We start from the raw sequence: 21,556 nt of genomic DNA on the forward strand, positions 1-21,556 counted from the left end.
TGTCCCGAGGATCTGTTCGCGTTGAAGACTGCGCATTGGGCCGATGGCTTGGATCCTCGGGACAAGCCCGAGGATGACGCCGAGTGGTGGGTTGGTCCGGCAGACCCGTCGAGTGGTCAACTAGATTTAATTGCGTTTATCGCAATTAAGTCGACATTTTTAATGCAATTGTTGGCCGCAATCTTTCCCGCCAATATCGCTCCATCAGCCGACAAAAACCGCCGACCGGTTCCACCGGCCAAACCTTTAGAGGAGCAGACATGACCGATCATTCTCCATCCACCGCTCGCCCGCGCACACTGCTTGCGCGCATCGTTGCTGCCCCTGCGACAGGCACGGCAGCGTTGCTTGCTCTCTGCGCGGCCTATATTCAGGGGCCGCTCACCAAGCTGTTCGATTTCAACGGAGCTTTGGCCGAAATGGAGCATTTTGGCCTGCATCCGGCCGCCTTCTTCGCGGTCGCGGTCATCGCCTTCGAACTGACGGCCTCCGCCATGGTCGTGTCCGGTTTTCTGCGCTGGGCAGGCGCGCTTGCGCTGTCGGGCTTCACGCTTCTCGCCACTCTCATTGCCCTTCGCTTCTGGGAGATGGCTCCCGGCATGGATCGCATGATGGCGACCAATGCTTTCTTCGAACATCTTGGCCTCGCCGGCGCTTTCGTCATCGTCGCCGCAATCGATCTGACCAAGGGAGAAGGCAAATGAGCGCCGCAAAATCCTCTGGAGGCAGCTTTGCCCCGCTCGCCCAACCGGTTTTTGCAGTCCTCTGGGCGGCGACCGTGCTTGGCAATACCGGCAGCTTCATGCGTGATGTCGCCAGCTCGTGGCTGATGACCGATCTTTCCGCTTCGCCGGCCGCGGTCGCCATGGTCCAGGCGGCGGGCACGTTGCCGATCTTTCTGCTCGCCATTCCGGCGGGCGTGCTGACCGATATCCTCGATCGCCGTAAATTCCTCATCGCGGTGCAGGTCCTGCTGGCATCGGTCAGCCTCACGCTGATGGCGCTCGCCCATACCGGCATGCTGTCGATCACCTCGCTGATTGCCCTGACATTCGTCGGCGGCATCGGTGCGGCGCTGATGGGGCCGACATGGCAGGCGATCGTGCCGGAGCTCGTGCCGCGTCAGGATGTCAAAAGCGCCGTGGCGCTGAATTCGCTCGGTATCAATATTGCCCGATCGATCGGCCCGGCTGCGGGTGGCCTGCTGCTTGCTGCCTTCGGGGCGGGCGTCACCTACGGCGCCGACGTTGCGAGTTATCTCGTTGTTATCGCCGCACTTGTCTGGTGGCCGAGGGCAAAGAATACCAATGATGCGCTGGCGGAAGGCTTTTTCGGCGCATTCCGTGCCGGGCTACGTTACACCCGTGCCAGCCGCCCGCTGCATGTCGTGCTCGTTCGTGCCGCGATCTTCTTCGCCTTTGCCAGCGCCGTCTGGGCGCTTCTACCGCTCGTGGCCCGGCAGTTGCTTGGCGGTGATGCCAGCTTCTACGGCCTTCTGCTCGGTGCCGTCGGCGCCGGTGCGATCGGCGGGGCGCTGGTCATGCCGAAACTGCGTTCACGCTTCGATGCCGATGGCCTTCTGCTCGGTGCTGCCATCATTACTGCACTGGTCATGGGTGCCTTGGCGCTTGCACCGCCAAAATGGCTCGCCATCGTCGTCCTGCTGTTCCTCGGCGCAGCCTGGATCACGGCACTGACCACGCTCAATGGCGCTGCCCAATCCATCCTGCCCAACTGGGTGCGTGGCCGCGGTCTTGCCGTCTATCTCACCGTCTTCAACGGCGCGATGACCGCAGGCAGCATCGGCTGGGGTGCGGTGGGTGAAGCCGCAGGCATACAGGGTACATTGCTCATCGGTGCTGCCGGATTGCTTGTCGCCGGTTTTATCATGCATCGCCTGAAACTGCCCACCGGTGATGCGGACATGATCCCGTCCAACCATTGGCCCGAACCGCTTGTTGCAGAACCCGTCGCCCACGACCGCGGCCCGGTGCTGATCCTCATCGAATACCATGTCGAAAAGCACCACCGCACTGCCTTCCTGCATGCTCTGGACGAACTCTCCCAAGAGCGCCGCCGCGATGGTGCCTATGGCTGGGGCGTGACGGAGGACTCGGCTGATCCGGAAAAACTGGTCGAATGGTTCATGGTCGAATCGTGGGCCGAGCATCTGCGCCAGCATCAGCGGGTCTCCCATGCCGATGCCGATCTGCAGGGCAAGGTCCTTGCCTACCACAGCGGTTCGGAAAAGCCCGTGGTGCGCCACTTCCTGACGATCAACCGGCCGGGCGCTGCCTGAGGAGACACGGAGAGGCGGTATCCGCTGCCTCTCTAATAATTTCAAAAATCGCAATTAATTCTAAAATATTGATGCAATTGTTGGGGCCGCATTTTCCGAGCAATATGCCTCCATCAGACGAACACGGGGTCGTTTGAACCAAGCGAAAACGATCCGAGGAACAGACATGACAACGAACAGCCTTCCCATCACCCGGCGTGGCGCTCTTCTCTCCGGCGCTGCCGTTGCCGCCACTTTTGCAATCCCAACATCGTTCACCCTCGCAGCCGATGCTGCAGCCACCGAAGGAAACAAGACCATGGCTTATCTAACCACCAAGGACGGCGTCGACATCTTCTATAAGGACTGGGGTCCGAAGGATGCGCAGCCGATCGTTTTCCACCACGGCTGGCCGCTGTCGTCCGACGACTGGGACGCGCAGATGCTGTTCTTCCTCTCCAAGGGCTATCGCGTTGTCGCGCATGACCGCCGTGGCCATGGCCGTTCTGCACAGGTTGCCGAAGGTCACGACATGGACCATTACGCAGCCGACGCCTTTGCCGTTGTCGAGCATCTGGACCTGAAGAATGCCGTCCATATCGGCCATTCCACTGGCGGCGGTGAAGTCGCCCGTTATGTCGCCAAGCACGGCCAGCCCGCCGGTCGCGTTGCCAAGGCGGTTCTGGTGTCGGCTGTTCCACCGCTGATGCTGAAGACCGACGCCAACCCGGAAGGCCTGCCGATCGAAGTGTTCGACGGTTTCCGCTCGGCGCTTGCCGCCAACCGCGCCCAGTTCTTCCGCGACGTTCCGGCCGGTCCGTTCTACGGCTTCAACCGGGACGGCGCCACGGTGCAGGAAGGCGTGATCCAGAACTGGTGGCGTCAGGGCATGATGGGCGGCGCAAAGGCTCATTACGATGGCATCAAGGCGTTCTCCGAAACCGACCAGACGGACGACCTGAAGGCGATCACCGTGCCGACGCTTGTGCTGCATGGCGAAGACGACCAGATCGTTCCGATCGCGGATTCGGCGCTCAAGTCCGCCAAGCTTCTGAAGAACGGCACGCTGAAGACCTATCCGGGCTTTTCGCACGGCATGCTGACCGTCAATGCCGATGTGCTGAACGCCGATCTTCTGGCCTTCGTGAAGAGCTGATGGCCGAACTGGAGATACGGCGCCACGATCGCCGTATCTCCATCCCGTTGGGAAGATGAGATGGAGATCCCATAGGGGCCGGCGAGATCGACTCGCAAGTGGTTTCGTTGGCCCGGAACAGGCACGACGCTCTTGGAGCGGCCGGCATAGACTGCCTTCGACAATGGCTGCGTCGTTCCGGATGGCGTGCCGGACTTGAACGGGCCGCATATGGGTTGAGGAATTCTTTCAGGCATTCGCGCTGATGAGATCCGACATGCGGATCGCCAGTTCGATTTCGAAGCGCCTTGCCTGTGTTTCCAGGTCGAGACCGAACATTTCCGACAGTTTGTTGAGGCGATAGCGCAATGTCGTGACGTGGATCTCCAGCACATCCGCACATTGCTGATTGCGATATCCGGCCTCAATATAGGCCTTCAGCGTTGTGAAGAACTGCGTATCATTCTGTCTGTCATGCTCAAGGATTGCGCCGACGGAGGTGCGGATGAAACGCCCGACCCAATCGAGATCGGCGGTGGCGACCAGCATAGGCAGCGGGCCGAGGTCCTCAGACAGGAGAATGCCCGTCCGTCCAAATGACCGAGCGATCTCCAGGATAATATTACAGCTCGCCCATTGCTGCTGATAATCCGCCAGACCGTGACATGGGGCGCTGAGGACGAGCGTGGGTTCCATCGGAGTGTAATGCCGTATTTCATGCAGAACCTTGCGCATTGTCTCTTGCGAGGCGGCATTCGAGAGGTTTTTCCACGATGGCATTAGCATGACGATGCGGTGCGAGTGGCCGATGATCACCGGACTTGCGTCGTTCTTTTCGAACAGCAGACTCATGCCTTGCTGGATGTTGGCAAGTGCTGCCGCAGCCATTCCATCCCGTTGCGGGAAAGCTGCGATGATCATGCGGTATGGCCGGTCGAGGCGTATTCCGTGTTTGAGGGCCCGCTGTGTCAGATCCTTTTCAGTCTTCCACTTCCCCTCGACGATTTCGGCGAAGAGATCATCCAGCGTGCGTCGCTCGGACTGGAAACGGATCAGGTTTCGCATCAGTTGGACGCTGACGGCAAGCCGCGCGCTGCCGACGAGTAGTTGCTCATATTCGCTCAGCTCTTCCTCTCCGAACAGGATGAGCGCGCCGACGACCTCGCCGTCGATCCGCAGGGGATGGACACTGGCAGCCAGATCGATGCCCTGACGTTGCATGAGGACGTGGAACTCGGCCAGTGTCGCACCCTCCAGCCGCATCGTCTCGAAAGGCAACCGGTGGATCTGCGGGCGCAGCTGGCCTTCGACGATCTCCTGCCATTCGTCATCCTTGATGAGATGCGGCGCCGGCGTGCGGCCAGGCAAGATCGTATTGGTCGTCAAGTCGATGACGAGTGCCGGGCGCATGATGATCGGATATATGGTTTCGCAGAGTTTCTGGACGGAGCCGTCCGAAATCGCCTGCTGCATCAGCTGCGTGTGGGTGGCCAGCACCATCTCCCTCGCACGCGCGGAATTCTTCTGCTCGGTAATCGTCTTCTGCTTCTCGACCGCGATCGAGCCCAGATGTACGACGAGCTGCATGAGCGCGAGATCCGTCGGCCCGAGATCCTTGACCTTCTCGGAATTAACCGTCAGCACCATCGGTCTGCCGTGCAGATCCGTTCCTCTCATCGGCATCACCAGGACGCTGGAATATCCCCGTTCGTGCGATTCCTTGCGAAACCCCGGAAATTCCTCGGAAGTTCGGGCGTCGGGTATGAAGACCGGCTGATTGCCGCGCAGGGCAACCAGCGACGGGCTGGTCGCCAGAACCCAGCGGTCCTCGGGTGTGCCAAGCTGAAGCGTCGGGTCGTAGCGGACGGTGACGTAGCCATAGCCGCTGGCGAGATCGATGCTCATGATCGAACCACGAAGCCAGTTGCCGTTACGGCAGGCCGCCACGATCAATTGGTGAAGTGTCGCCTCCGCATCACTGCCGCTGTTGATGAGGTCTGCGACGTCCTCCAGTCCCATGATCAGAGAATTGATATCCATAGCGAGGCCGCTCTCTCCAAATGCAGGGCAGAATCTTTCTTTGATCCTCTAAAACAAGGATGAATTTGACGTCTGTCAATAAGACCTTGAGGGCTTCAACAAGCGTGGAGGCCGAGCCGGCAGATGACCCTGACAATTCGCAAGATATTTTCCGCCACCGAAGAAGTGCTCATCGAGGGCGGCAAGCAAGCAGACCGCCCTGTGGTGGCTGTCGTGGTCGCGGCGGTGCTGACCAACCCCTGGGCAGGACGGGGTTTTACCGATGACCTGAGGCCGATCATCAACGAGTATGCGCCGGTTCTGGGCAAGCTGATGACAGATCGGTTGACCAATATGATGCCGCCTCAGCGTATCGAAGCCTATGGCAAATGCGCGGCGGTGGGCCTGGACGGCGAGATCGAGCACGGCTCTGCTCTCATTCATACGCTGCGTTTCGGAAATCTCTTCCGGGAGGCCGCGGGCGGCACGGCCTATCTGAGCTTCACCAATACGCGCAACACGGCGGGCAGCCTGCTGTCTTTGCCGATGACCCACAAGACGGCGACGGGAACACGGTCTCACTTCATCACCCTGAATTTCCAGATTGCCGATGCGCCCCGGTCCGACGAAATCCTGATCGCCATCGGTGCATCGGATGGCGGACGTGCACATGCCCGTATCGGAGATCGTTTCCAGGATATGGAAGAGATGGGGATCAAGCAGGCCTGATCTTCTCCGAATTATAAAGGGATGCACTGCGACGGTTGGTGCATCCTTTCCCATAAGAGAGGCCGGCATGCGCTCGTCATGCCGGCCTCTTGCCTTATGGACTCAAAGGTCCGCCGCTGTTTAGTTGGTTGCCGCCTTCGCGGCCTCTGCGACCCAGCCGTCGAAAGTCGACTGGTTTTGGGCAATCCAGTCCTGGCCAAGCTTGGTCAACGCGCGGTCCGACTTATCCTTGTTCAGGCCGGTCTCCCATTCTGCCCAGGTGGATGTCGGCCAGCGTGCCTGTTCGATGAGCTTTGCCGCTGCGGGATTTTCCTTGAGGAAGTCGTTGTTGACTCCCAGCTGCCAGTTCCATGAGCCGGTGGTCATGCGGCACGGGTCCTGTCCGCCGGCGCAACCGACCACGCCGTTCACCAGATGGCCGTTCTGCGCGGTAATGCCTTCCGGCAGCGCATCGAAGGGGATCGGCAGCCAGACCGTGTCGGTTCCCGGCTTGAGCGTGTCGGTCACCCAGGAGGGCGTCCAGGCGTAGGTGAGGATCGGCTCTCCGCGTTTGAAACGCGCAAAGGTTTCCGCCAGAAGGACCTCATATTTGGCGCGTACCGGCTGGACGGTATCCGTCAGGCCGAATTTTTCAATCTGGAAATCGACCACGTCACCGCATCGCCAGCCCGGATCGCAGCTCGGCATGTCCGCCTTGCCATCGCCGTTGGAGTCGAAGAGGGCGGCGATCTTGGGGTCTTTCAATTGCTCGATATTTGTCAGGTTATGGGCCTCGGCCGTCTTTTTGTCGACGAGATAGCCGTTGGTGCCGCCGCTGATGATCGAGCCTTCGGTGACGATCGAAACGCGATCCTTTACCTTTACATAGGATGCTTCCGTCTGCGGCATGTTCATGTCCGCCACCATATCGAGGTCGCCCTGCGCGGCCGCCTGAAGTGCGGGCGTGGTGCCAAGCGTCGTCATGCGTACGCCGTAGCCGAGCTTCTTCAGCCCCTCTACCAGGATTGCATCCTGGACATAGTTTGCCCCGAGGCTGTCGCTTCGCGCAAACTTGATGGTCTTGCCGTCACCCGGCAGAGCATCTGCCGAAGCCGTGCCGGCGAGCATGAGCGCGATGATTGCGCCGGTCGGAATTACACTGCATTTCCCCATGTTTTTCATTGGCAGTCTCCCAGTTGGATTTAAGTCTCGATGCTATTCTCCAACCGGATCACAGGGATCCGGAGGTTGCTTTCTCCGGCTCGACCCCGCCTCTCGGACGAGAGGAATAGAGCGAACGCAGAAATCGGGTGGCGAAGGGCGCGTTCTTTTTCGAGTCCGATTTTTTCGACGCGAGGGCCTGGGTCAGGCGGTCGAGAACCATGGCGAGAAGCACGATCGCGATGCCGCCGATGGCCGCCCTTCCGACATCAAGCCTGCCGAGGCCCTGCAATACGACGAGACCAAGGCCTTCGGCACCGATCATCGCAACGACCACGGACATGACCATGGCAGTGAGGACTGTCTGATTGAGGCCGCCGAGGATTGTCGGAATGGCGAGGGGAAGCTGGATCTCCCAAAGCATCTGGCGTCGATCCGCGCCAAAAGCTTGCCCGGCCTCGACCAGTTCCTTGTCGACCATGCGAATGCCGAGATTGGTGAAGCGGATGAGCGGCGGCGTTGCGGCAACGATGACGGCCACGCCGCCGGGTACCGTACCCACGCCGAAGAGCATGACCACCGGCACCAGATAGACGAATGTCGGCGTCGTCTGCATGATGTCGAGGATCGGTCGGACGATGCTCCAGACCCGATCATTCCTCGCCGACCAGACGCCGACCGGGATGCCGATGATGGTGCAGACGAGGATGGCCGTGGTTATCAGTGAGAGGGTCGTCATCGCATCGGCCCAGACGCCGAGTGCGGCGACGACGATCAGCGCGGCGGCGCTGAAGCACGCAAGCGGCAGGCTGGCCAGCCAGTAGGCGAGCGCGAAGACGAGGACCACGAAGATCGGAAACGGGGTTCCGAGAAAGACTGCTTCGGTGATCTGCAGCAGGTTTTCGACCGGCCACCGGATCATCAGGAAAAAGGGGCGGAAATTGAAGGCAAGCCATTCGACTGCCTGCTGTATCCACGCGTCTACCGGAAAGATGTTGAGGTCATCGGCTTCAAACATGTGAGGCTCCAGCGCTGTCTGGACGGGAGGAGGTCGAGGCTATCTTTGCCAGCATCTGTTCCGACGTCAGTTGCCCGACCATGCGTTTGTCCCGATCGACCACGACGAGCGGCAAACCCTCCCGATAGGCGCGGGCGGCATCGATCAGCTTCGTGTCGTCACGAACGGTAACCACGTCGGTGCGAATGCGGCCAGCAAGTGCGTCGCCGCTGCGAACCTTTTCGACATCGGCAGGCGCGAGCCTACCGACAACCCGCATGTCGTCATCGACGACGATGGCATCGGAAAACTTGCCGGCCGAAACGATCCTCGCGCCGCCGATATCGAGGACATCGCTGCAGGCGAGCATGGAACTGCGGGCATCGAAGAGCCTGGAGCGGTCGACGTCACGGGTGAAGGAGGCGACGTAATCGCCGCCCGGATCGAGGACGATATCGACCGGCGTGCCCTCCCGCACCACCCTTCCATCGGACATGATCGCGATGCGATTGCCGAGCTTGAGAGCCTCCTGGAAGTCGTGGGTGATGAAGACGATCGTCTTTTTCAGGGTGCGCTGCAGCCGCAGGAGTTCGTCCTGCATTTCCGAGCGGATCAGCGGGTCGAGGGCGCTGAACGCTTCATCCATGATGAGAAGGTCGGCGTCGGTCGCCAGTGCCCGTGCGAGCCCGACGCGCTGGCGCATGCCGCCACTCAGCTCATCAGGCCTGTGATAGGACCATCGCGCCAGGCCGACGACGGAGAGGACCTCTTCCGCGCGTCTGCGACGTTCCGACCGGGCGATGCCGCGCAGCTTCAGCCCGAACTCGACGTTTTCGATGACGCTTTTGTTGGGCAAGAGGGCGAAGTGCTGGAAGACCATGGAGATGCGTGTGCGGCGGACCTCCCGCAAGGCGGCCTCGTCGAGCGGCACGATGTCCTGTCCGTCGAGCAGGATGCGCCCGGCAGTCGGTTCATTGAGGCGGTTCAGGCAGCGTGCCAGCGTGGATTTTCCCGAACCTGACAGGCCCATGATCATGTAGATGGCGCCCGATGGCACGGACAGGGAAACGTCGTCGACGCCGACCACCAGGCCGAGCTCGCTCAGAACCCGGTCCTTGTCGGCGCCACCTTTCAGCATGGTGACCGCTTTTTGCGGCATGTCACCAAAGACCTTGTAAAGTCCTTCAACCCTAAGTCGTTCAGTCAATCGTTCGCCCTCTTTTTTGCCACCGCTTTGGTGTGCGGTGGTTTTCTTGCATGCTTGGCTTCATTGCAGCGGAGAGAAATCGGTCGGCAGCAGAATCCTGTTTTCCATGGTTTCGATGCAGGCGCTCAGGCGGGGTGTAAAGGCCTGCCAGCGTGGGTCTCCGGCAAGTTCCTGCCGTCTCGTTGACCGGTCGACGAGATCGTCATAACCCCACAGGTGCACGACGTGGTTCAATGGGCCGATCTCGGTGACGAAGTAGCCGATGAGATTGCCGAGGATGGGCTTCTGGATCGCAAGGCCCTCGTCGCGCACCAGCGCGAGATAGTCCCGAAGCTTTCCCGAGCGAATGCGGTATGTGCGCTCCTCCACGATCATACGTCGGCTCCGCAGGGTGTGAAGTGGTGTTGCATCATCCGGACCGGCTGGAGCTTGCCTGCTCGTGTTTGCGTCGAATGGCTAGACATCGGCGCCCACCCGTTCAGCGAGGAAGTCTTCAAGCATAGATGCGACGATATCCGGTGCTTCGATCAGTATGGAGTGTCGCAGTTCCGACAGGATTTTCAATTTTGCGCCGGGAATGTTTTCCGCCATGAAACGGGCCATGCGCGGATTGGAGCCGATATCCATTTCGCCCGTCGCGACCAGGGTGGGACGGTCAATCCTGTCCAGCAACCCGCCAAAATCGGTCTCCGCCAGAACGCGATAGGCAGCGGCGTAGCATTCGGGATCGTTCTCGGCGTTGCGGCGACGAAGATCAGCCATCAGTTGCGGGTTGTCGGCCTGGAATTTTTCGGAGAACCAGCGCGACATCGATGCGTCATAATGGGAGCCGCGCTCGCCCGAACGCAAGGCTTCGAGCCGCGCCGCCACCCGCTGCCGTTCCTCCGACGTCCGGCCCGCCACGGTCGAAAGCAGGGCGAGACGGCGAATGCGGTTCTGGTGCGTCAAGGCGATACGCTGGGCGACCAGGCCGCCAAGCGAGAAGCCGACGAGATGGAAGGTGTCGAAGCCGACCTTGTCGGCGAGAGCAAGGGTATCGTTGACGAAGTCGTCGATCTCATAACGTCCCTTGAGCTTGGCGGACTTTCCGTGCCCGCGAAGATCGAAGGTCAGTATCTTGAAGCGGTGCCCAAGCCGTTGCGTGATGTCATTCCAGGCTTCCAGGGAGGCTCCCACGCCGTGGACGCAGATCAGCGGTTCATTGCCTTCACCACTCAGGCGATAGTTGATACTGACGTCGCCGACCGCGTGCTGGCTGTCCTCGCTCATTGGGCAGCCTCCAGCGGTTCCGACGCCCTCTCGCGCTCGCGTGCGGCGAAGACCGGTATGATTTCTTCGGCAAACAGCTCCAGTGTCCGCTTCTGCAGCTCGAAGGGCAGATTGTAGTTCATACCGAGGCAAAGCTCGTCGACGCCTGCGGCCTCATAGGCCTGCAGCTTTTCGATCACCTCGTCCGGTGTTCCGAAAAGCATGTTGGCGCGGATGCTTTCGGGATTGTAGTTCTCGCGTCCGGCAACAGCCTCGTAGGGTACCGGCTGCGGGAACCCGTTGGAGACGGTGCCGATATTCTGAAACAGGTTTTCGAAATAGCGGCCATAATCCGCGCTGTGCTGGACGAAGGTCTCCCAGTCACTTGCCTTGTCGAAGACGCCCGCGCGCCGCTGCATCAGGAAGAGCGGGCGGGGTACTTCTGGATGATCGGCCACTGCCTTCTCGAATTTGGCCGCCAGGTTGGCCACCTCGGACATGGGCTGCGACAGGGGCGTCGACATGATGTTGGCCCCCAGTCCCACGGCCCAATCGAAGCTGCCCGGGTCGCGCGCTGCGACCCAAATGCGCGGATGCGGCTTCTGCAACGGCTTTGGAACAGAAGTCGCCGTCGGAAACTTCCAGATCTCGCCATCATGGGCGTAGTCTCCCTCCCACAGCTTCTTCACCGCCGGAAGCAGTTCCTTCATGTAGGCCACGCCTTGCTGCTGCGGCATGCCGCCGGCCATGCGGTCGAATTCGTACTGATAGGCACCGCGGGCAATGCCGAATTCCAGGCGGCCGCCCGTCAGGTGGTCGCAGAGCGCGGCTTCTCCCGCCAACCGGATCGGGCTCCAGTAGGGAGCGACGACGGTCGCGGTGCCGAGCCTGATGCGATCCGTGTGCTGCGCGAGCCAGGTGAGGACGGTGAAAGGGTTCGGCGCGATGGTGAACTCGATCGTATGATGCTCGGCGGTCCAGAGCGTTTGAAAGCCGCCGCGGTCGGCGATCTGCGCCAGTTCCAACATGTTGCGGGTGACTTCCGTCATCGACGCATCCGGCGAAGCGCGTTCCAGATGCAGTGAAAGCGAGAATTTCATTGTCTTCCCTTCCGGGTTTGCGAAAAGCGAAACTGAGATGTGCCCGTTATTTCAAGCGGATGACGAACGGGTCCTGCATGGCTCCGGAATAGTCGAGGACGACGTTCTTCACGCGCGAGAACTCGCGCATGACGTCGAAGCCGCCGCGCCGACCGTAACCGCTCTCCTTGAAGCCACCCATCGAGGACATGAAGGCCGCCGAGCGATAGGTATTGATCCAGACCGTGCCCGCATCGATCTGCGTGGCAAAGCGCATCGCGCGGTCGATATCCTTGGTCCAGATGCCCGATGCGAGGCCGTAGCGGGTGTCGTTGGCGAGCGCGATCATCTCCTCCTCGCTGGAGAAAGGCATGACGCCGACCACCGGGCCGAAGAGTTCATCGCGCATGAAGCCCATGTCGTTCCGGGCGTCGGTCAACACTGTCGGCTCGTAATACCAGCCCCCGGCGAGATCGCTGCGTTGCGGACGTCTGCCGCCCGCTGCAACCTTGGCGCCCTCGCGGATGCCGGATGCGACGTAGGATTCCACCTTGCTGACCTGGTCCAGCAGAGCAAGCGGGCCGATGTCGGATGTCTCCAGCATCGGATGGCCGAGCGAGATGCGGCTCGTGCGCTCCACAAGCGCCTCGACGAAGCGATCATAGATGCTTGCCTCGACGAAGCATCGCGACCCCGCTACGCAGGTCTGTCCTGCGGCGGCAAAGACACCCGCCACGACGCCGTTGACCGTGCGTTCGATATCGACGTCACCGAAGACGACATGGGGGGATTTTCCACCCAGTTCCATCTGGCACTGCACCAGATTGTCGGCGGCGTTTCGCGCGATCGTTCGCCCGGTCTGGGTACTGCCGGTAAAGACGATCTTGGCAAGACCGGGATGTTTGACCAAGGCGTCGCCGGTGGCACGACCGGAACCGGTGACGACATTGACGACACCGGGGGGGAAACCGGCGGCCTCGACAAGCTCCATCAGGGCCAGCGTGGAGGCCGTCGCATGTTCCGAGGGCTTGATGACGACGGTATTGCCGATGGCAAGGCAGGGCGCCAGCGTGCCGGTCAACAGCATCAGAGGCGAATTCCAGGGCGTGATCATCGCAACGACGCCGATCGGCTCGCGCATGGTGAAGTTGAGCATGTCCAGCTTGTTGACGGGGATGGTCTCCCCCTGAAGCTTGTCGGCCATGCCGGCGAAATAGGTGTAGGAATCGGGCAGCGCCCGCATCTGCGCCCGCATTTCCTTGATCAGCTTGCCGTTGTCACGCGTCTCGATCTCTGCGAGCAGGTCGGCGTTTTCCAGCATGAGTTCGGCAAGGCGGCGGACCAGTTTCCCGCGTGTGGTCTGGGTCATCCGGCGCCATGCGGGGTCTGAAAATGCCGCGCGGGCGGCTTCCACTGCGTCGGACACATCGTCCGGACCGGCGTCGGCGAATTCATACCAGGGCTCGCCGGTGGTCGGGTCGTAGCTCTTCAGATAGTTGCCGCTCTTCGGTTCGACGGACCGTCCCGCGATCACCATCTTCTGGCGGGAGCCCTCGAGTGACGTTACGGTCGTTTTCATGCTTACCCTCGCAAATGTTTTAAATCAGGCGCTGTAGGCGCTCTCGCTTTCGATCATTGCCACCCGGCCGCCTTCACGGCCGTCCATGTAGATGCCGAACCGTTGAGCTTGCCGCTCTCGGACATAGCGGCGCAGCACGGCACGCAATTCGCTGCTCCGCATCCGGTCGTAAGGCAGGGCGTCGACGGGAAAGAACTGAAGATCGTCCGGCAATTCCCGCTGCGAGGAACCTGCTGCGAGCCGGGCACGATAGATGATGTGACCGGGGTCGCTGTCGGCGACATCGAACACGGAGTAGAGAAATGTCCGTTCCGGTTCGACATGGACGGATTGTCCACCGTCCAGAAGGATATGATCGCCGTTGCGGCGCGTATTTGCGGTTGGCAGAGACAATTTTCCCGCGTCGTCGCTGCGCAGCAGGATGCACCCGTCGCCTTCGATCAGATAACCACTCACCATTCCGCGCGGCGCCAGCCACCCGGTCGGCAATGGGTCGTCGATCTTGACATAGCGCCCGCGGCAGAAGCCGAGCGGAGCGGCGGGGCTGGTGCCGAAAGCCCGGACGCGGCCGATCAGCACGAAATGATCGCCGGCATCAACCTGATCGTGAACGGTGCAGTCGAACCATGTCATGCTGTCGGTCAGGACCGGCGCGCCGGTGTGTACGTGGTCGGTGTTCACGCTCGTGAACTTGTCGTTCGTCTTCGAGGCGAAGGTCGCCGAGACATCCTTCTGATCTTGATGCAGCAGGTTGACTGCGAATTCGGTCGCCTGGGAAAAGGCGGTAGAGCTTGATGCAGACTTGCCGATGCAGACCAGAAGCAGGGGCGGGTCGAGCGAGACCGAGGTGAACGAGTTGGCTGTCATTCCGCGAGGAGTGCCGTCCGGCTCCCGTGTCGTGATCACGGTCACACCGGTCACGAAGGTCCCAAATGCTCGTCTGAGCTCAATCGGGTCGATGCTGCTGTCTCGAATGTCCATGGCGGATCTTCCTAATCGCGAGCGTCTGTGGGGCTCACGATATCGGAGAGGGCGCCGGCGGCTTCCTTCAAATCAGGGAAGGCGAGACTTATCTTTTATCAATTTCAAGTAAGGGCACGGGTGCCAAGGCCCGTGCCCCGTTCGTATCAGTCTCTCAGCGATGCGAGATCGATAACGAACCGATACTTCACATCGCTCTTCAGCATTCGGCCATATGCTTCGTTGATGTCCTGGATCTTGATGACCTCGACATCCGAGACGATTCCATGGGTGCCGCAGAAATCCAGCATTTCCTGCGTCTCGGCGAGACCGCCGATCAGCGAGGCGCCAAGCGACCTGCCGCGGAACACCATCGGCGCCGTGTTGAGGGTCGTGCTCAGCGGACCAAGGTAACCGACCAGAACAATGGTGCCTTCCGGCGCAAGGGTTGCGATATAGGGGTTGAGATCATGATCGTAGGGGACGGTATCGATGATCAGATCGAAGCTGCTCGCAACAGCCTTCATTTCCTCCTCGCTGCCGGAGATGACGATGCGATCTGCGCCCAGCCGGCGCGCATCGGCTTCCTTGCCCTTCGACCGGCTGAACAGCGTTACGTCCGCGCCCATCGCCTTTGCCAGCTTGAGGGCCATGTGGCCGAGACCGCCCAGGCCGACGACGGCGACCTTCTTGCCGGGACCGGCCTTCCAGCGGCGCAACGGGGAATAGGTGGTGATGCCGGCGCATAGCAGCGGCGCCGCTCCGGCGAGTTCCAGGTTCTCCGGAACGCTGAGAACGAACTTGTCATTCACGACCATCTTTTCGGAATATCCACCATAGGTCGGCGTTCCGTCATGGCGATCCTTTCCTGCATAGGTCAGCGTGCTGCCATTCGCGCAATATTGCTCAAGCAGGCTCTTGCAGGGATTGCAGTGCTGGCAGGAATCGACCAGGCAGCCAACGCCGACCGTGTCGCCGACCTTGAATTTACTGACCGACGGACCGACGCGCGTTACCTTGCCGATGATTTCATGGCCCGGAACGATAGGGTATGTTTCACCACCCCAGTCATTGCGGACATGGTGAATGTCGGAATGGCATACGCCGCAGAACAGAACGTCGAGTTCGACGTCATCCTGTCGCAGGTCGCGGCGGTCGAACGACCATGGCACGAGATCGGCATCTGACGCGTGTGCCGCATAGCCTTTGACTGTCGTGGGCATTTTCAAGCTCCTTGTTTGCTGCGCTCCCCGCCTTGCTCAGGTCGGTCGCACCTCGTTTGCGGAACTTAATGGTCAATCCGTTATGCGACTATGGTTGTTTGTTTGCATTCAGTTATCGATAGAGCTTATTAATCTTCGGATCGAAAAGAGCGGATTCTGGAGCGATGACATGCCGGTGGAAACCTCGCGGGAGACAATCCGGGATCTGGTGACTTTTGTACTCGTGGCTCGCGAACTGAATTTCACAAAAGCCGCTGCGAAGCTCGGCGTATCGCAATCGGCGCTGAGCTACACGATCAAGTCGCTTGAGGAGAGGCTCGGCGTGAGGTTGCTCACGCGCACGACACGCAAGGTCAGCCTCACCGAAGCGGGCGAAAAGCTGCTCGAGACCGCCGGGCAGCATTTCGACGGGATCGATGCGGCTCTGGCAGGCCTGACCAGTTTGCGTGATAGGCCGGCCGGAACCGTGCGGATTGCAGCGTCGGATCATGCCGCCGACACGGTCCTCAAACCGGTATTGAGGCGGCTTCTCGTGAGCTATCCGGATGTGAAGGCTGAAATCGTCGTCGACAACGCAATGACCGATATCGTTGCGGAGCGATGTGATGCGGGTATTCGCCTGGGGGAGCATCTTGCCGAAGGCATGGTTGCACGAAGAGTAGGGCCGGATATCCGCATGGCGGTCGTGGCGACGAAGGACTATTTCAATCTACGTGGCAGGCCGCGCGCACCCGAAGACCTGGTGAACCACAACTGTCTCGCGCTACGCCTCCAAACGCATGGCGGGATCTATTCCTGGGAATTCGAGAAGGGCAAGAGGACCGCCAACCTGCGCCCGAACGGTCAGATCGTCAGCAACATGCCGGCGCAGATCCTCGATTATTGTCTGAGTGGCCTCGGCATCGCCTGCATGCCTGAAAGCTATTTCGAAGCGCACATCGCTTCGGGTCGCCTGGAACGGGTGCTGGCCGACTGGTGTGCACCGTTCGATGGCTACTACATCTATTACCCAAGCCGGCATCAGCCGACACAGGCATTCAGCTTGATCCTGGATGCGTTGCGTGGTGCATTACCAAGCCGGTAGAAGCTCCGATTGATAAACTCGGCTTATTGGCGACTGCCAAACAGGCCTTTCACCGAGTAGAGAGTTCTTCTCCAGATCCGTTGGCAGCAAGCCGGCGCATCTTCTCGCCACTCGTAAGGTGGCATCGGAGGTCCCCGCCTTCGGACAGACCTCGCCAACAGATGTTCCGTCCCCTGCCTGTTTCAAGACAACTGCGATCTGTGCTTCCACAAGCTTCGAAGCCCTCATCGAATTCCCCTACCGGCATCATTGTCAGACATCCCGGTAGGGGCGTGAGGGAGTAAATCGGTAAACCCAACCGTTACTTCAGCGAGACGACGCCGGCTGCCACATCGGGCAGGACAGGGATGATGCCGCTGCTGGCGTACCATTCAGCCACGGCGCCGATCTGCTTCACATCCGCTTCGGAAACGCCGGTGGTCGGAACGGCGTTGTTTTCGCCGATCTTGGCGCCGAGGTCTGCCGGCACGTTCATTTCCTTGGCCCAGATGCTTCCGGCTTCGCCTTTGTTGGCCACAGCCCAGGCGTTCTCCGACTTTATGACATCGAAAACGAGCTGAAGCTGATCAGCCTTTTGCTTGGCAAATGCGCTGCTCGCCACGAGCACGACGGCGTTGTCGGATTTGATTGCGGCGCCATCGGCGACAACGCGACCGTCATAGGCTTTTTCCGCGATCGTCAGGAACGGGTCCCAGGTCGCCCAGGCATCGACATGCCCCTGGGTGAAGCTCGGGCCGCTGTCGCTCGGGCTCAGGTAAACTCGCTCGACGCTTTCGGGGTCGATACCGTTTGTCTCCAGCCCCCGCATCAGAAGATACTCGCCGGTGCCGCCGCGGTTGACGGCGACCTTCTTGCCCGCGAGGTCCTTGATCGACTGAATGTCGGATCCCGTCTTTACGACGATGCCTTCGGATCCCGGCGCCATCTTCTGGTAGGCGAAGACGACAAGCGGGATCTTCGCGGCAAGCGCCGCGATCGCCGATGTGGAGCTGCCGGCTGTGATGTCGATGCTGCCGGCATTGAGCGCCTCGAATGCGGGAGCAGCAGCCGGGAAGGGGCCGGCCCACTCGACTGCGATGCCCTTTTCGGCGAGCGCCTTTTCCAGCGTGCCGCGCGATTTGGCGAGCGTGATGTCATTGGGGCCTCTGAGCCAGCCGATCCGCACCACCTGATCGGCGGCGTAAACGGTGGGGGTGAAGCTGGTGGCGGCAGCCAGGAAAGCGGCGGCAGCAAGGAGTGTACGCTTGGTGATCATCGTTGTGTCCAATCTGCCAATCTGGCGTGAGGTTCAGGCGTGGAGAGGTTCGACGCCGAGTTGCTTCAAAAGCTCGGCTTCGATGCGGCTGGTTCTGGGATCGTCACGGCGGCGCGGATGATCGATGTCGACGCGGATTTCTCTGCTGAAACGGCCCTGGTCGAGCACCAGGATCCGGTCGGCAAGCGCCACGGCTTCCCAGACATCATGGGTGACGAGCAGCACGGCGGGGTGATGCTTGCGCCAGAGCTCGAATACCAGATCATGCATGCGCAGCCGGGTGAGGGCGTCGAGCGCGGCAAAGGGTTCATCCAGCAGCAGCAGTTCCGGTTCGCGCACCAGTGCCCGTGCGAGAGCCGAGCGCTGCGCCTCGCCGCCCGACAGCGTCAGCGGCCAGGCATCGATCCGGTGCGACAGGCCGACATCGGCCAGCGCCTGTGTCGCGAGCGTCCGCGCATCCGGGCGGCGCACGCCGAGCGCGACATTCTCAATGACGCTTTTCCACGGCATCAGGCGCGGCTCCTGAAAGACCACCGAGCGGCGAGCTGGAAGGTCGAGCCTTTGCGCCGGCGCTGTGTCGAGGCCGGCCAGAACGCGGAGCAGGGTGGATTTTCCCGAACCGCTGCGGCCAAGCAGTGCGACGAATTCGCCGGGCGCGATCGTCAGGTCGATGCCGTCGAGGACCGCCGGACCGCCGAACGAACGGTGCAAGGCCTTGATGTCGACGAGATTGCTCATGCGGTCACCTCCGGGCGCCAGCGCAGCGCATAAGCTTCGATCATGCGCACCAGACCATCGGTCAAAAGGCCCATGATGGCGTAGACGAGAAGGCAGACGACAATGACATCGGTCTGCAGGAAATCGCGCGCATATGTGATGATGAAGCCGATACCGCTGGACGCGTTGATCTGTTCGCCCACGACGAGGCTCAGCCATGCGACGCTGAGGCCATACCGTACGCCGACGAGAAGCGAGGGCAGGGCACCGGGAATGACGATATGGCGAATGATACCGAACGTGCCCAGTTCCAGCGTCTGTCCCGCCTCGATCAGCTTCCTGTCGATGCCGCGGATGCCGCCATGCAGGGTGAGGTAGATCGGAAAGACGGCGCCAAAGGCGACAAGTCCGATCTTCGGCGCCTCACCAATGCCGAACCACAGGATGAACAGCGGCAGGAGACCAAGAAAAGGCATGGCCTTCAGCATCTGGATCGGCGGATCGATGATTGTTTCACCGAGCCGCGACAGGCCCGAGATCAGCGCCAGAAGGACACCGAGGACGAGTGCGATCGAAAAGCCGGCCAGCACGCGCAGGAAGGATACGACAAGGCCGTTGATCAGATCTCCGGACGCGACGAGGCGGCCTGCGGCGGAAATGATTTCTCCCGGTCCGGCAAGGATACGCGGCGACAAAAAACCGGACATGCTGGCAATCTGCCAGAGAAGGATGATCGCCAGCGGCGAGGCCAGCCGCTTGGCCGTGCTGGCAAGGCCGCTGCCGCGCCGGCTCGGCGCCGGCTGTTCCACGAGTTTCCCGCCGGCCGTGCTGGTGTCAGCCATTTGCGGGTTTCCCCGACAGATCGCGATCGAACAGGGTCGACCACGTAAACTGCTTGCGTTCCGGCACCAGCCGTTCGACCGGCAGCTTCGGCAGCACAAGTTCGCCGAAGCGGTAGGCTTCCTCCAGAAGCGGCATGCCGGAGAGGATGAACGTGTCGACGCCGACCTTCCGGTAGGCCTCCAGCGTGCGGATCACGGTGTCGGGCGAACCGACGATGGCGGTTCCGGGACCGGGGCGCACGAGGCCGATGCCGGCCCACAGGTTGGGCGCGATTTCGAGGTCGCGGAGATTGGTCGGCTTAATGCCGCCATGCATGGCGCTCATCCGCTGCTGGCCGACCGAATCCGTGTTGGAAACGAAACGCTGGTTGCCCGCAATCGCCGTCTCGTCCATCTGGTCGTAGAGATCGGCGGCGGCTTCCCAGGCCTTGGCGTCGGTCTGGCGGACGATGACATAAAGGCGGATGCCATAAGTCAGCTCGCGGCCGTGTTCGGCAGCGCGGGCCTTCACCGTCTTGACCTTGTCGCCCATCTGCTCCGGCGTTTCGCCCCATGAGAGATAGGTTTCGACATGCTTTGCCGCCACTTCGATGGCGCTGTCGGAGGAGCCGCCGAACCACAGCGGCGGCGGCTTTATGTCGGTGCCGGCCGGAAGCGCCAGCTTTGCGCCTTCGGTCTGGAAATACTTGCCCTTGTGGGTGACGCTTTCGCCCGCCATCAGCCGGTGCCAGATGGTCAGGTATTCGTCGGCCATCACATACCGCTCGTCATGCGGCAGCGTCATGCCATAGGCGCCGAGCATCTTGGCATCGCCGGAGACGACGTTGAGCATCAGGCGACCATTGGAAAATTCCTGAAACGTCGCCGCCATCTTGGCGAGCAGCGTCGGGGCGATCAGGCCGGGATGGAAGGCGACGAGGAATTTCATCCGCTCGGTATAGGGAAGCAATGCGCCCGCCAGCGGCCAGACATCATGGGCGCCGGTGGCAAAAAGCGCGCCGGTGTAACCGAGATGATCATAGGCCTGGGCGAGCTGCTTGTAATAACCGTAATCGATGGTGCGCGAGCCTTCCGGCTTCCACGGATAGGCTCCGTCGGGAGCGCACATGTACCAAAGGACGTTCATGTTCAGATCCCTCTGCCGTTGTTCGTATCGCCGTTCGTGGTAGCAATGGTGAGTTTGGTCTCAAGGTCGCCATGGGCAAACAGCGTGTCGGCCTCCGCCTGCTGCTCGCGTAACAGGCGCTCGTCGGCGCCGATCACGTCCCAGTTCCGCTCGGAGACGATCCGCGTCCAGGCGCGTCGCGCGGTCTCGTCACCATCGGCGGAAAGCAGAGCCGCGGCCTTTTCCGGGTCGGCGGAAATCTCCTGTCCGAAGCTTTGCAGCTCGGCGGCGAACGCGTCGAGCGTGTCTGTCGACAGGCCGCGATCCTCGATCGTCCAGAAGATCGAGCGGTTGGGAATGAGATCGCCGCAATGGGCGAGCACGTCAAACTCACCGCTGACAAGAGACTGTTCCAGATGCGGCGCCATGGCGATCCAGGCGGATACGTCTCCTTTCCGCAAAGCCTCGCGGGATGGCACAGGCAGAATGTCACGGCGGTCGACATCGGTCAGCCTGAGCCCTGCCTCTTCGAGCCGCTTTGCCAGGAAGTAGGTGAGGAACGATCCGTCCACCAGGGCGATCGGCTTGCCCTTCAGGTCGGCGATGGTGGTGATGCCCGATGCCTTGGAAACGAGGATTGCGCCATTGGCCGGGCGCGGTGCCGAGGCGCCCGCATAGGCGACAGAAATGCCGGACGCGGCCGCCAGGATCGGTGGCGTGGAGCCGGTGCCGCCAATGTCGAATTCGCCCTCAAGCAAGCGGTTCGCTGTCTCGCGCCCCTCTACATAGCCGACGAATTCCGGCTTGAGCGAAGCAAAGGCACCGGGCCAAAGCGACGCCAGCCGCAGGTGAAGATTGTTGGGGTGGTGACCAATCCTGAGAACCAATACGTTCACCTCATTGAATATTGTTATATAAATTTATATAATGAAGGTAGCAGGGTCCGCGAGAAATGCGAC

General features: G+C 61.0%; 21 protein-coding genes. 6 read left to right on the forward strand and 15 right to left on the reverse strand.

Annotation, left to right across the window (positions count from 1 at the left end):
- The first annotated feature begins 21 nt into the window (after nucleotides 1–21).
- The 4 genes from AC0JZ4_RS18465 to AC0JZ4_RS18480 all read left to right on the forward strand — a co-directional run bounded on the left by AC0JZ4_RS18465 (nucleotide 22) and on the right by AC0JZ4_RS18480 (nucleotide 3,434).
- The gene (locus AC0JZ4_RS18465; RefSeq protein WP_471887970.1) at nucleotides 22–264 is read left to right on the forward strand and encodes a hypothetical protein; all 243 of its coding nucleotides are present in this window, start codon (nucleotides 22–24) and stop codon (nucleotides 262–264) included.
- Entirely contained in the window at nucleotides 261–704 is a 444-nt protein-coding gene (locus AC0JZ4_RS18470; RefSeq protein ID WP_471887971.1) for a DoxX family protein, read from the forward strand. Before AC0JZ4_RS18465 ends, AC0JZ4_RS18470 begins: the two co-directional genes overlap by 4 nt.
- Nucleotides 701–2,299 (forward strand): MFS transporter, encoded by a 1,599-nt coding sequence (locus AC0JZ4_RS18475; protein WP_471887972.1) that lies wholly within the window; start codon nucleotides 701–703, stop codon nucleotides 2,297–2,299. Before AC0JZ4_RS18470 ends, AC0JZ4_RS18475 begins: the two co-directional genes overlap by 4 nt.
- Nucleotides 2,300–2,597: 298 nt before the next feature.
- A complete protein-coding gene (locus AC0JZ4_RS18480) occupies nucleotides 2,598–3,434 on the forward strand; it encodes an alpha/beta fold hydrolase (protein ID WP_471889028.1) in 837 nt (278 codons plus the stop codon).
- 228 nt (nucleotides 3,435–3,662) lie between these two features.
- On the opposite strand, the gene AC0JZ4_RS18485 is transcribed toward AC0JZ4_RS18480, so the two are convergent.
- Nucleotides 3,663–5,453, reverse strand: a complete 1,791-nt coding sequence (locus tag AC0JZ4_RS18485) for a helix-turn-helix domain-containing protein (RefSeq protein WP_471887973.1) — start codon at nucleotides 5,451–5,453, stop codon at nucleotides 3,663–3,665.
- 123 nt (nucleotides 5,454–5,576) lie between these two features.
- Between AC0JZ4_RS18485 and AC0JZ4_RS18490 the strand changes: the two genes are divergently transcribed.
- Nucleotides 5,577–6,161, forward strand: a complete 585-nt coding sequence (locus tag AC0JZ4_RS18490) for an amino acid synthesis family protein (protein WP_471887974.1) — start codon at nucleotides 5,577–5,579, stop codon at nucleotides 6,159–6,161.
- 120 nt (nucleotides 6,162–6,281) lie between these two features.
- Here AC0JZ4_RS18490 and proX read toward each other — a convergent pair whose 3' ends face one another.
- From proX to AC0JZ4_RS18535, 9 genes are all read right to left on the reverse strand, one after another.
- Nucleotides 6,282–7,322, reverse strand: a complete 1,041-nt coding sequence (proX, locus tag AC0JZ4_RS18495) for a glycine betaine/L-proline ABC transporter substrate-binding protein ProX (RefSeq protein ID WP_471887975.1) — start codon at nucleotides 7,320–7,322, stop codon at nucleotides 6,282–6,284.
- A 49-nt stretch (nucleotides 7,323–7,371) separates the two neighbouring features.
- Nucleotides 7,372–8,319 carry an ABC transporter permease gene (locus AC0JZ4_RS18500; protein WP_471887976.1) on the reverse strand — a complete coding sequence of 316 codons (948 nt, stop codon included), beginning with the start codon at nucleotides 8,317–8,319 and terminating at the stop codon, nucleotides 7,372–7,374.
- The gene (locus tag AC0JZ4_RS18505; RefSeq protein WP_471887977.1) at nucleotides 8,312–9,457 is read right to left on the reverse strand and encodes a quaternary amine ABC transporter ATP-binding protein; all 1,146 of its coding nucleotides are present in this window, start codon (nucleotides 9,455–9,457) and stop codon (nucleotides 8,312–8,314) included. Before AC0JZ4_RS18505 ends, AC0JZ4_RS18500 begins: the two co-directional genes overlap by 8 nt.
- Before the next feature lie 108 nt (nucleotides 9,458–9,565).
- Nucleotides 9,566–9,880 (reverse strand): NIPSNAP family protein, encoded by a 315-nt coding sequence (locus AC0JZ4_RS18510; RefSeq protein WP_471887978.1) that lies wholly within the window; start codon nucleotides 9,878–9,880, stop codon nucleotides 9,566–9,568.
- An 81-nt stretch (nucleotides 9,881–9,961) separates the two neighbouring features.
- Nucleotides 9,962–10,774: an alpha/beta fold hydrolase gene (locus AC0JZ4_RS18515; protein ID WP_471887979.1), complete on the reverse strand. Its 813-nt coding sequence runs from the start codon at nucleotides 10,772–10,774 to the stop codon at nucleotides 9,962–9,964.
- On the reverse strand, nucleotides 10,771–11,853 hold the full coding sequence (locus AC0JZ4_RS18520) for an LLM class flavin-dependent oxidoreductase (protein WP_471887980.1): 1,083 nt from the start codon (nucleotides 11,851–11,853) through the stop codon (nucleotides 10,771–10,773). Before AC0JZ4_RS18520 ends, AC0JZ4_RS18515 begins: the two co-directional genes overlap by 4 nt.
- 46 nt (nucleotides 11,854–11,899) lie before the next feature.
- Nucleotides 11,900–13,411 carry an aldehyde dehydrogenase gene (locus AC0JZ4_RS18525; protein ID WP_471887981.1) on the reverse strand — a complete coding sequence of 504 codons (1,512 nt, stop codon included), beginning with the start codon at nucleotides 13,409–13,411 and terminating at the stop codon, nucleotides 11,900–11,902.
- Nucleotides 13,412–13,435: 24 nt separating this feature from the next.
- Nucleotides 13,436–14,392 (reverse strand): flavin reductase family protein, encoded by a 957-nt coding sequence (locus tag AC0JZ4_RS18530; protein WP_471887982.1) that lies wholly within the window; start codon nucleotides 14,390–14,392, stop codon nucleotides 13,436–13,438.
- Between the two features lie 146 nt (nucleotides 14,393–14,538).
- A complete protein-coding gene (locus AC0JZ4_RS18535; RefSeq protein ID WP_471887983.1) occupies nucleotides 14,539–15,594 on the reverse strand; it encodes an NAD(P)-dependent alcohol dehydrogenase in 1,056 nt (351 codons plus the stop codon).
- A gap of 169 nt (nucleotides 15,595–15,763) precedes the next feature.
- Between AC0JZ4_RS18535 and AC0JZ4_RS18540 the strand changes: the two genes are divergently transcribed.
- Nucleotides 15,764–16,678 (forward strand): LysR family transcriptional regulator, encoded by a 915-nt coding sequence (locus AC0JZ4_RS18540; RefSeq protein ID WP_471889029.1) that lies wholly within the window; start codon nucleotides 15,764–15,766, stop codon nucleotides 16,676–16,678.
- 301 nt (nucleotides 16,679–16,979) lie between these two features.
- On the opposite strand, the gene AC0JZ4_RS18545 is transcribed toward AC0JZ4_RS18540, so the two are convergent.
- The 5 genes from AC0JZ4_RS18545 to AC0JZ4_RS18565 are packed head-to-tail and all read right to left on the reverse strand — an operon-like array spanning nucleotide 16,980 to nucleotide 21,484.
- The gene (locus AC0JZ4_RS18545) at nucleotides 16,980–17,933 is read right to left on the reverse strand and encodes an aliphatic sulfonate ABC transporter substrate-binding protein (RefSeq protein WP_471887984.1); all 954 of its coding nucleotides are present in this window, start codon (nucleotides 17,931–17,933) and stop codon (nucleotides 16,980–16,982) included.
- Nucleotides 17,934–17,966: 33 nt separating this feature from the next.
- Nucleotides 17,967–18,671 carry an ABC transporter ATP-binding protein gene (locus AC0JZ4_RS18550; RefSeq protein ID WP_471887985.1) on the reverse strand — a complete coding sequence of 235 codons (705 nt, stop codon included), beginning with the start codon at nucleotides 18,669–18,671 and terminating at the stop codon, nucleotides 17,967–17,969.
- Nucleotides 18,668–19,492, reverse strand: coding sequence for an ABC transporter permease subunit (locus AC0JZ4_RS18555; RefSeq protein ID WP_471887986.1), 825 nt, complete (start codon nucleotides 19,490–19,492; stop codon nucleotides 18,668–18,670). Before AC0JZ4_RS18555 ends, AC0JZ4_RS18550 begins: the two co-directional genes overlap by 4 nt.
- Complete coding sequence (locus AC0JZ4_RS18560; RefSeq protein ID WP_471887987.1) at nucleotides 19,485–20,618, reverse strand: LLM class flavin-dependent oxidoreductase; 1,134 nt, start codon at nucleotides 20,616–20,618, stop codon at nucleotides 19,485–19,487. The genes AC0JZ4_RS18555 and AC0JZ4_RS18560 overlap by 8 nt, the downstream gene beginning before the upstream one ends.
- Nucleotides 20,619–20,620: 2 nt before the next feature.
- Nucleotides 20,621–21,484 (reverse strand): ABC transporter substrate-binding protein, encoded by an 864-nt coding sequence (locus AC0JZ4_RS18565; RefSeq protein ID WP_471887988.1) that lies wholly within the window; start codon nucleotides 21,482–21,484, stop codon nucleotides 20,621–20,623.
- Between the last annotated feature and the right edge of the window lie 72 nt (nucleotides 21,485–21,556).

The organism is [Rhizobium] kunmingense (assembly GCF_977018605.1).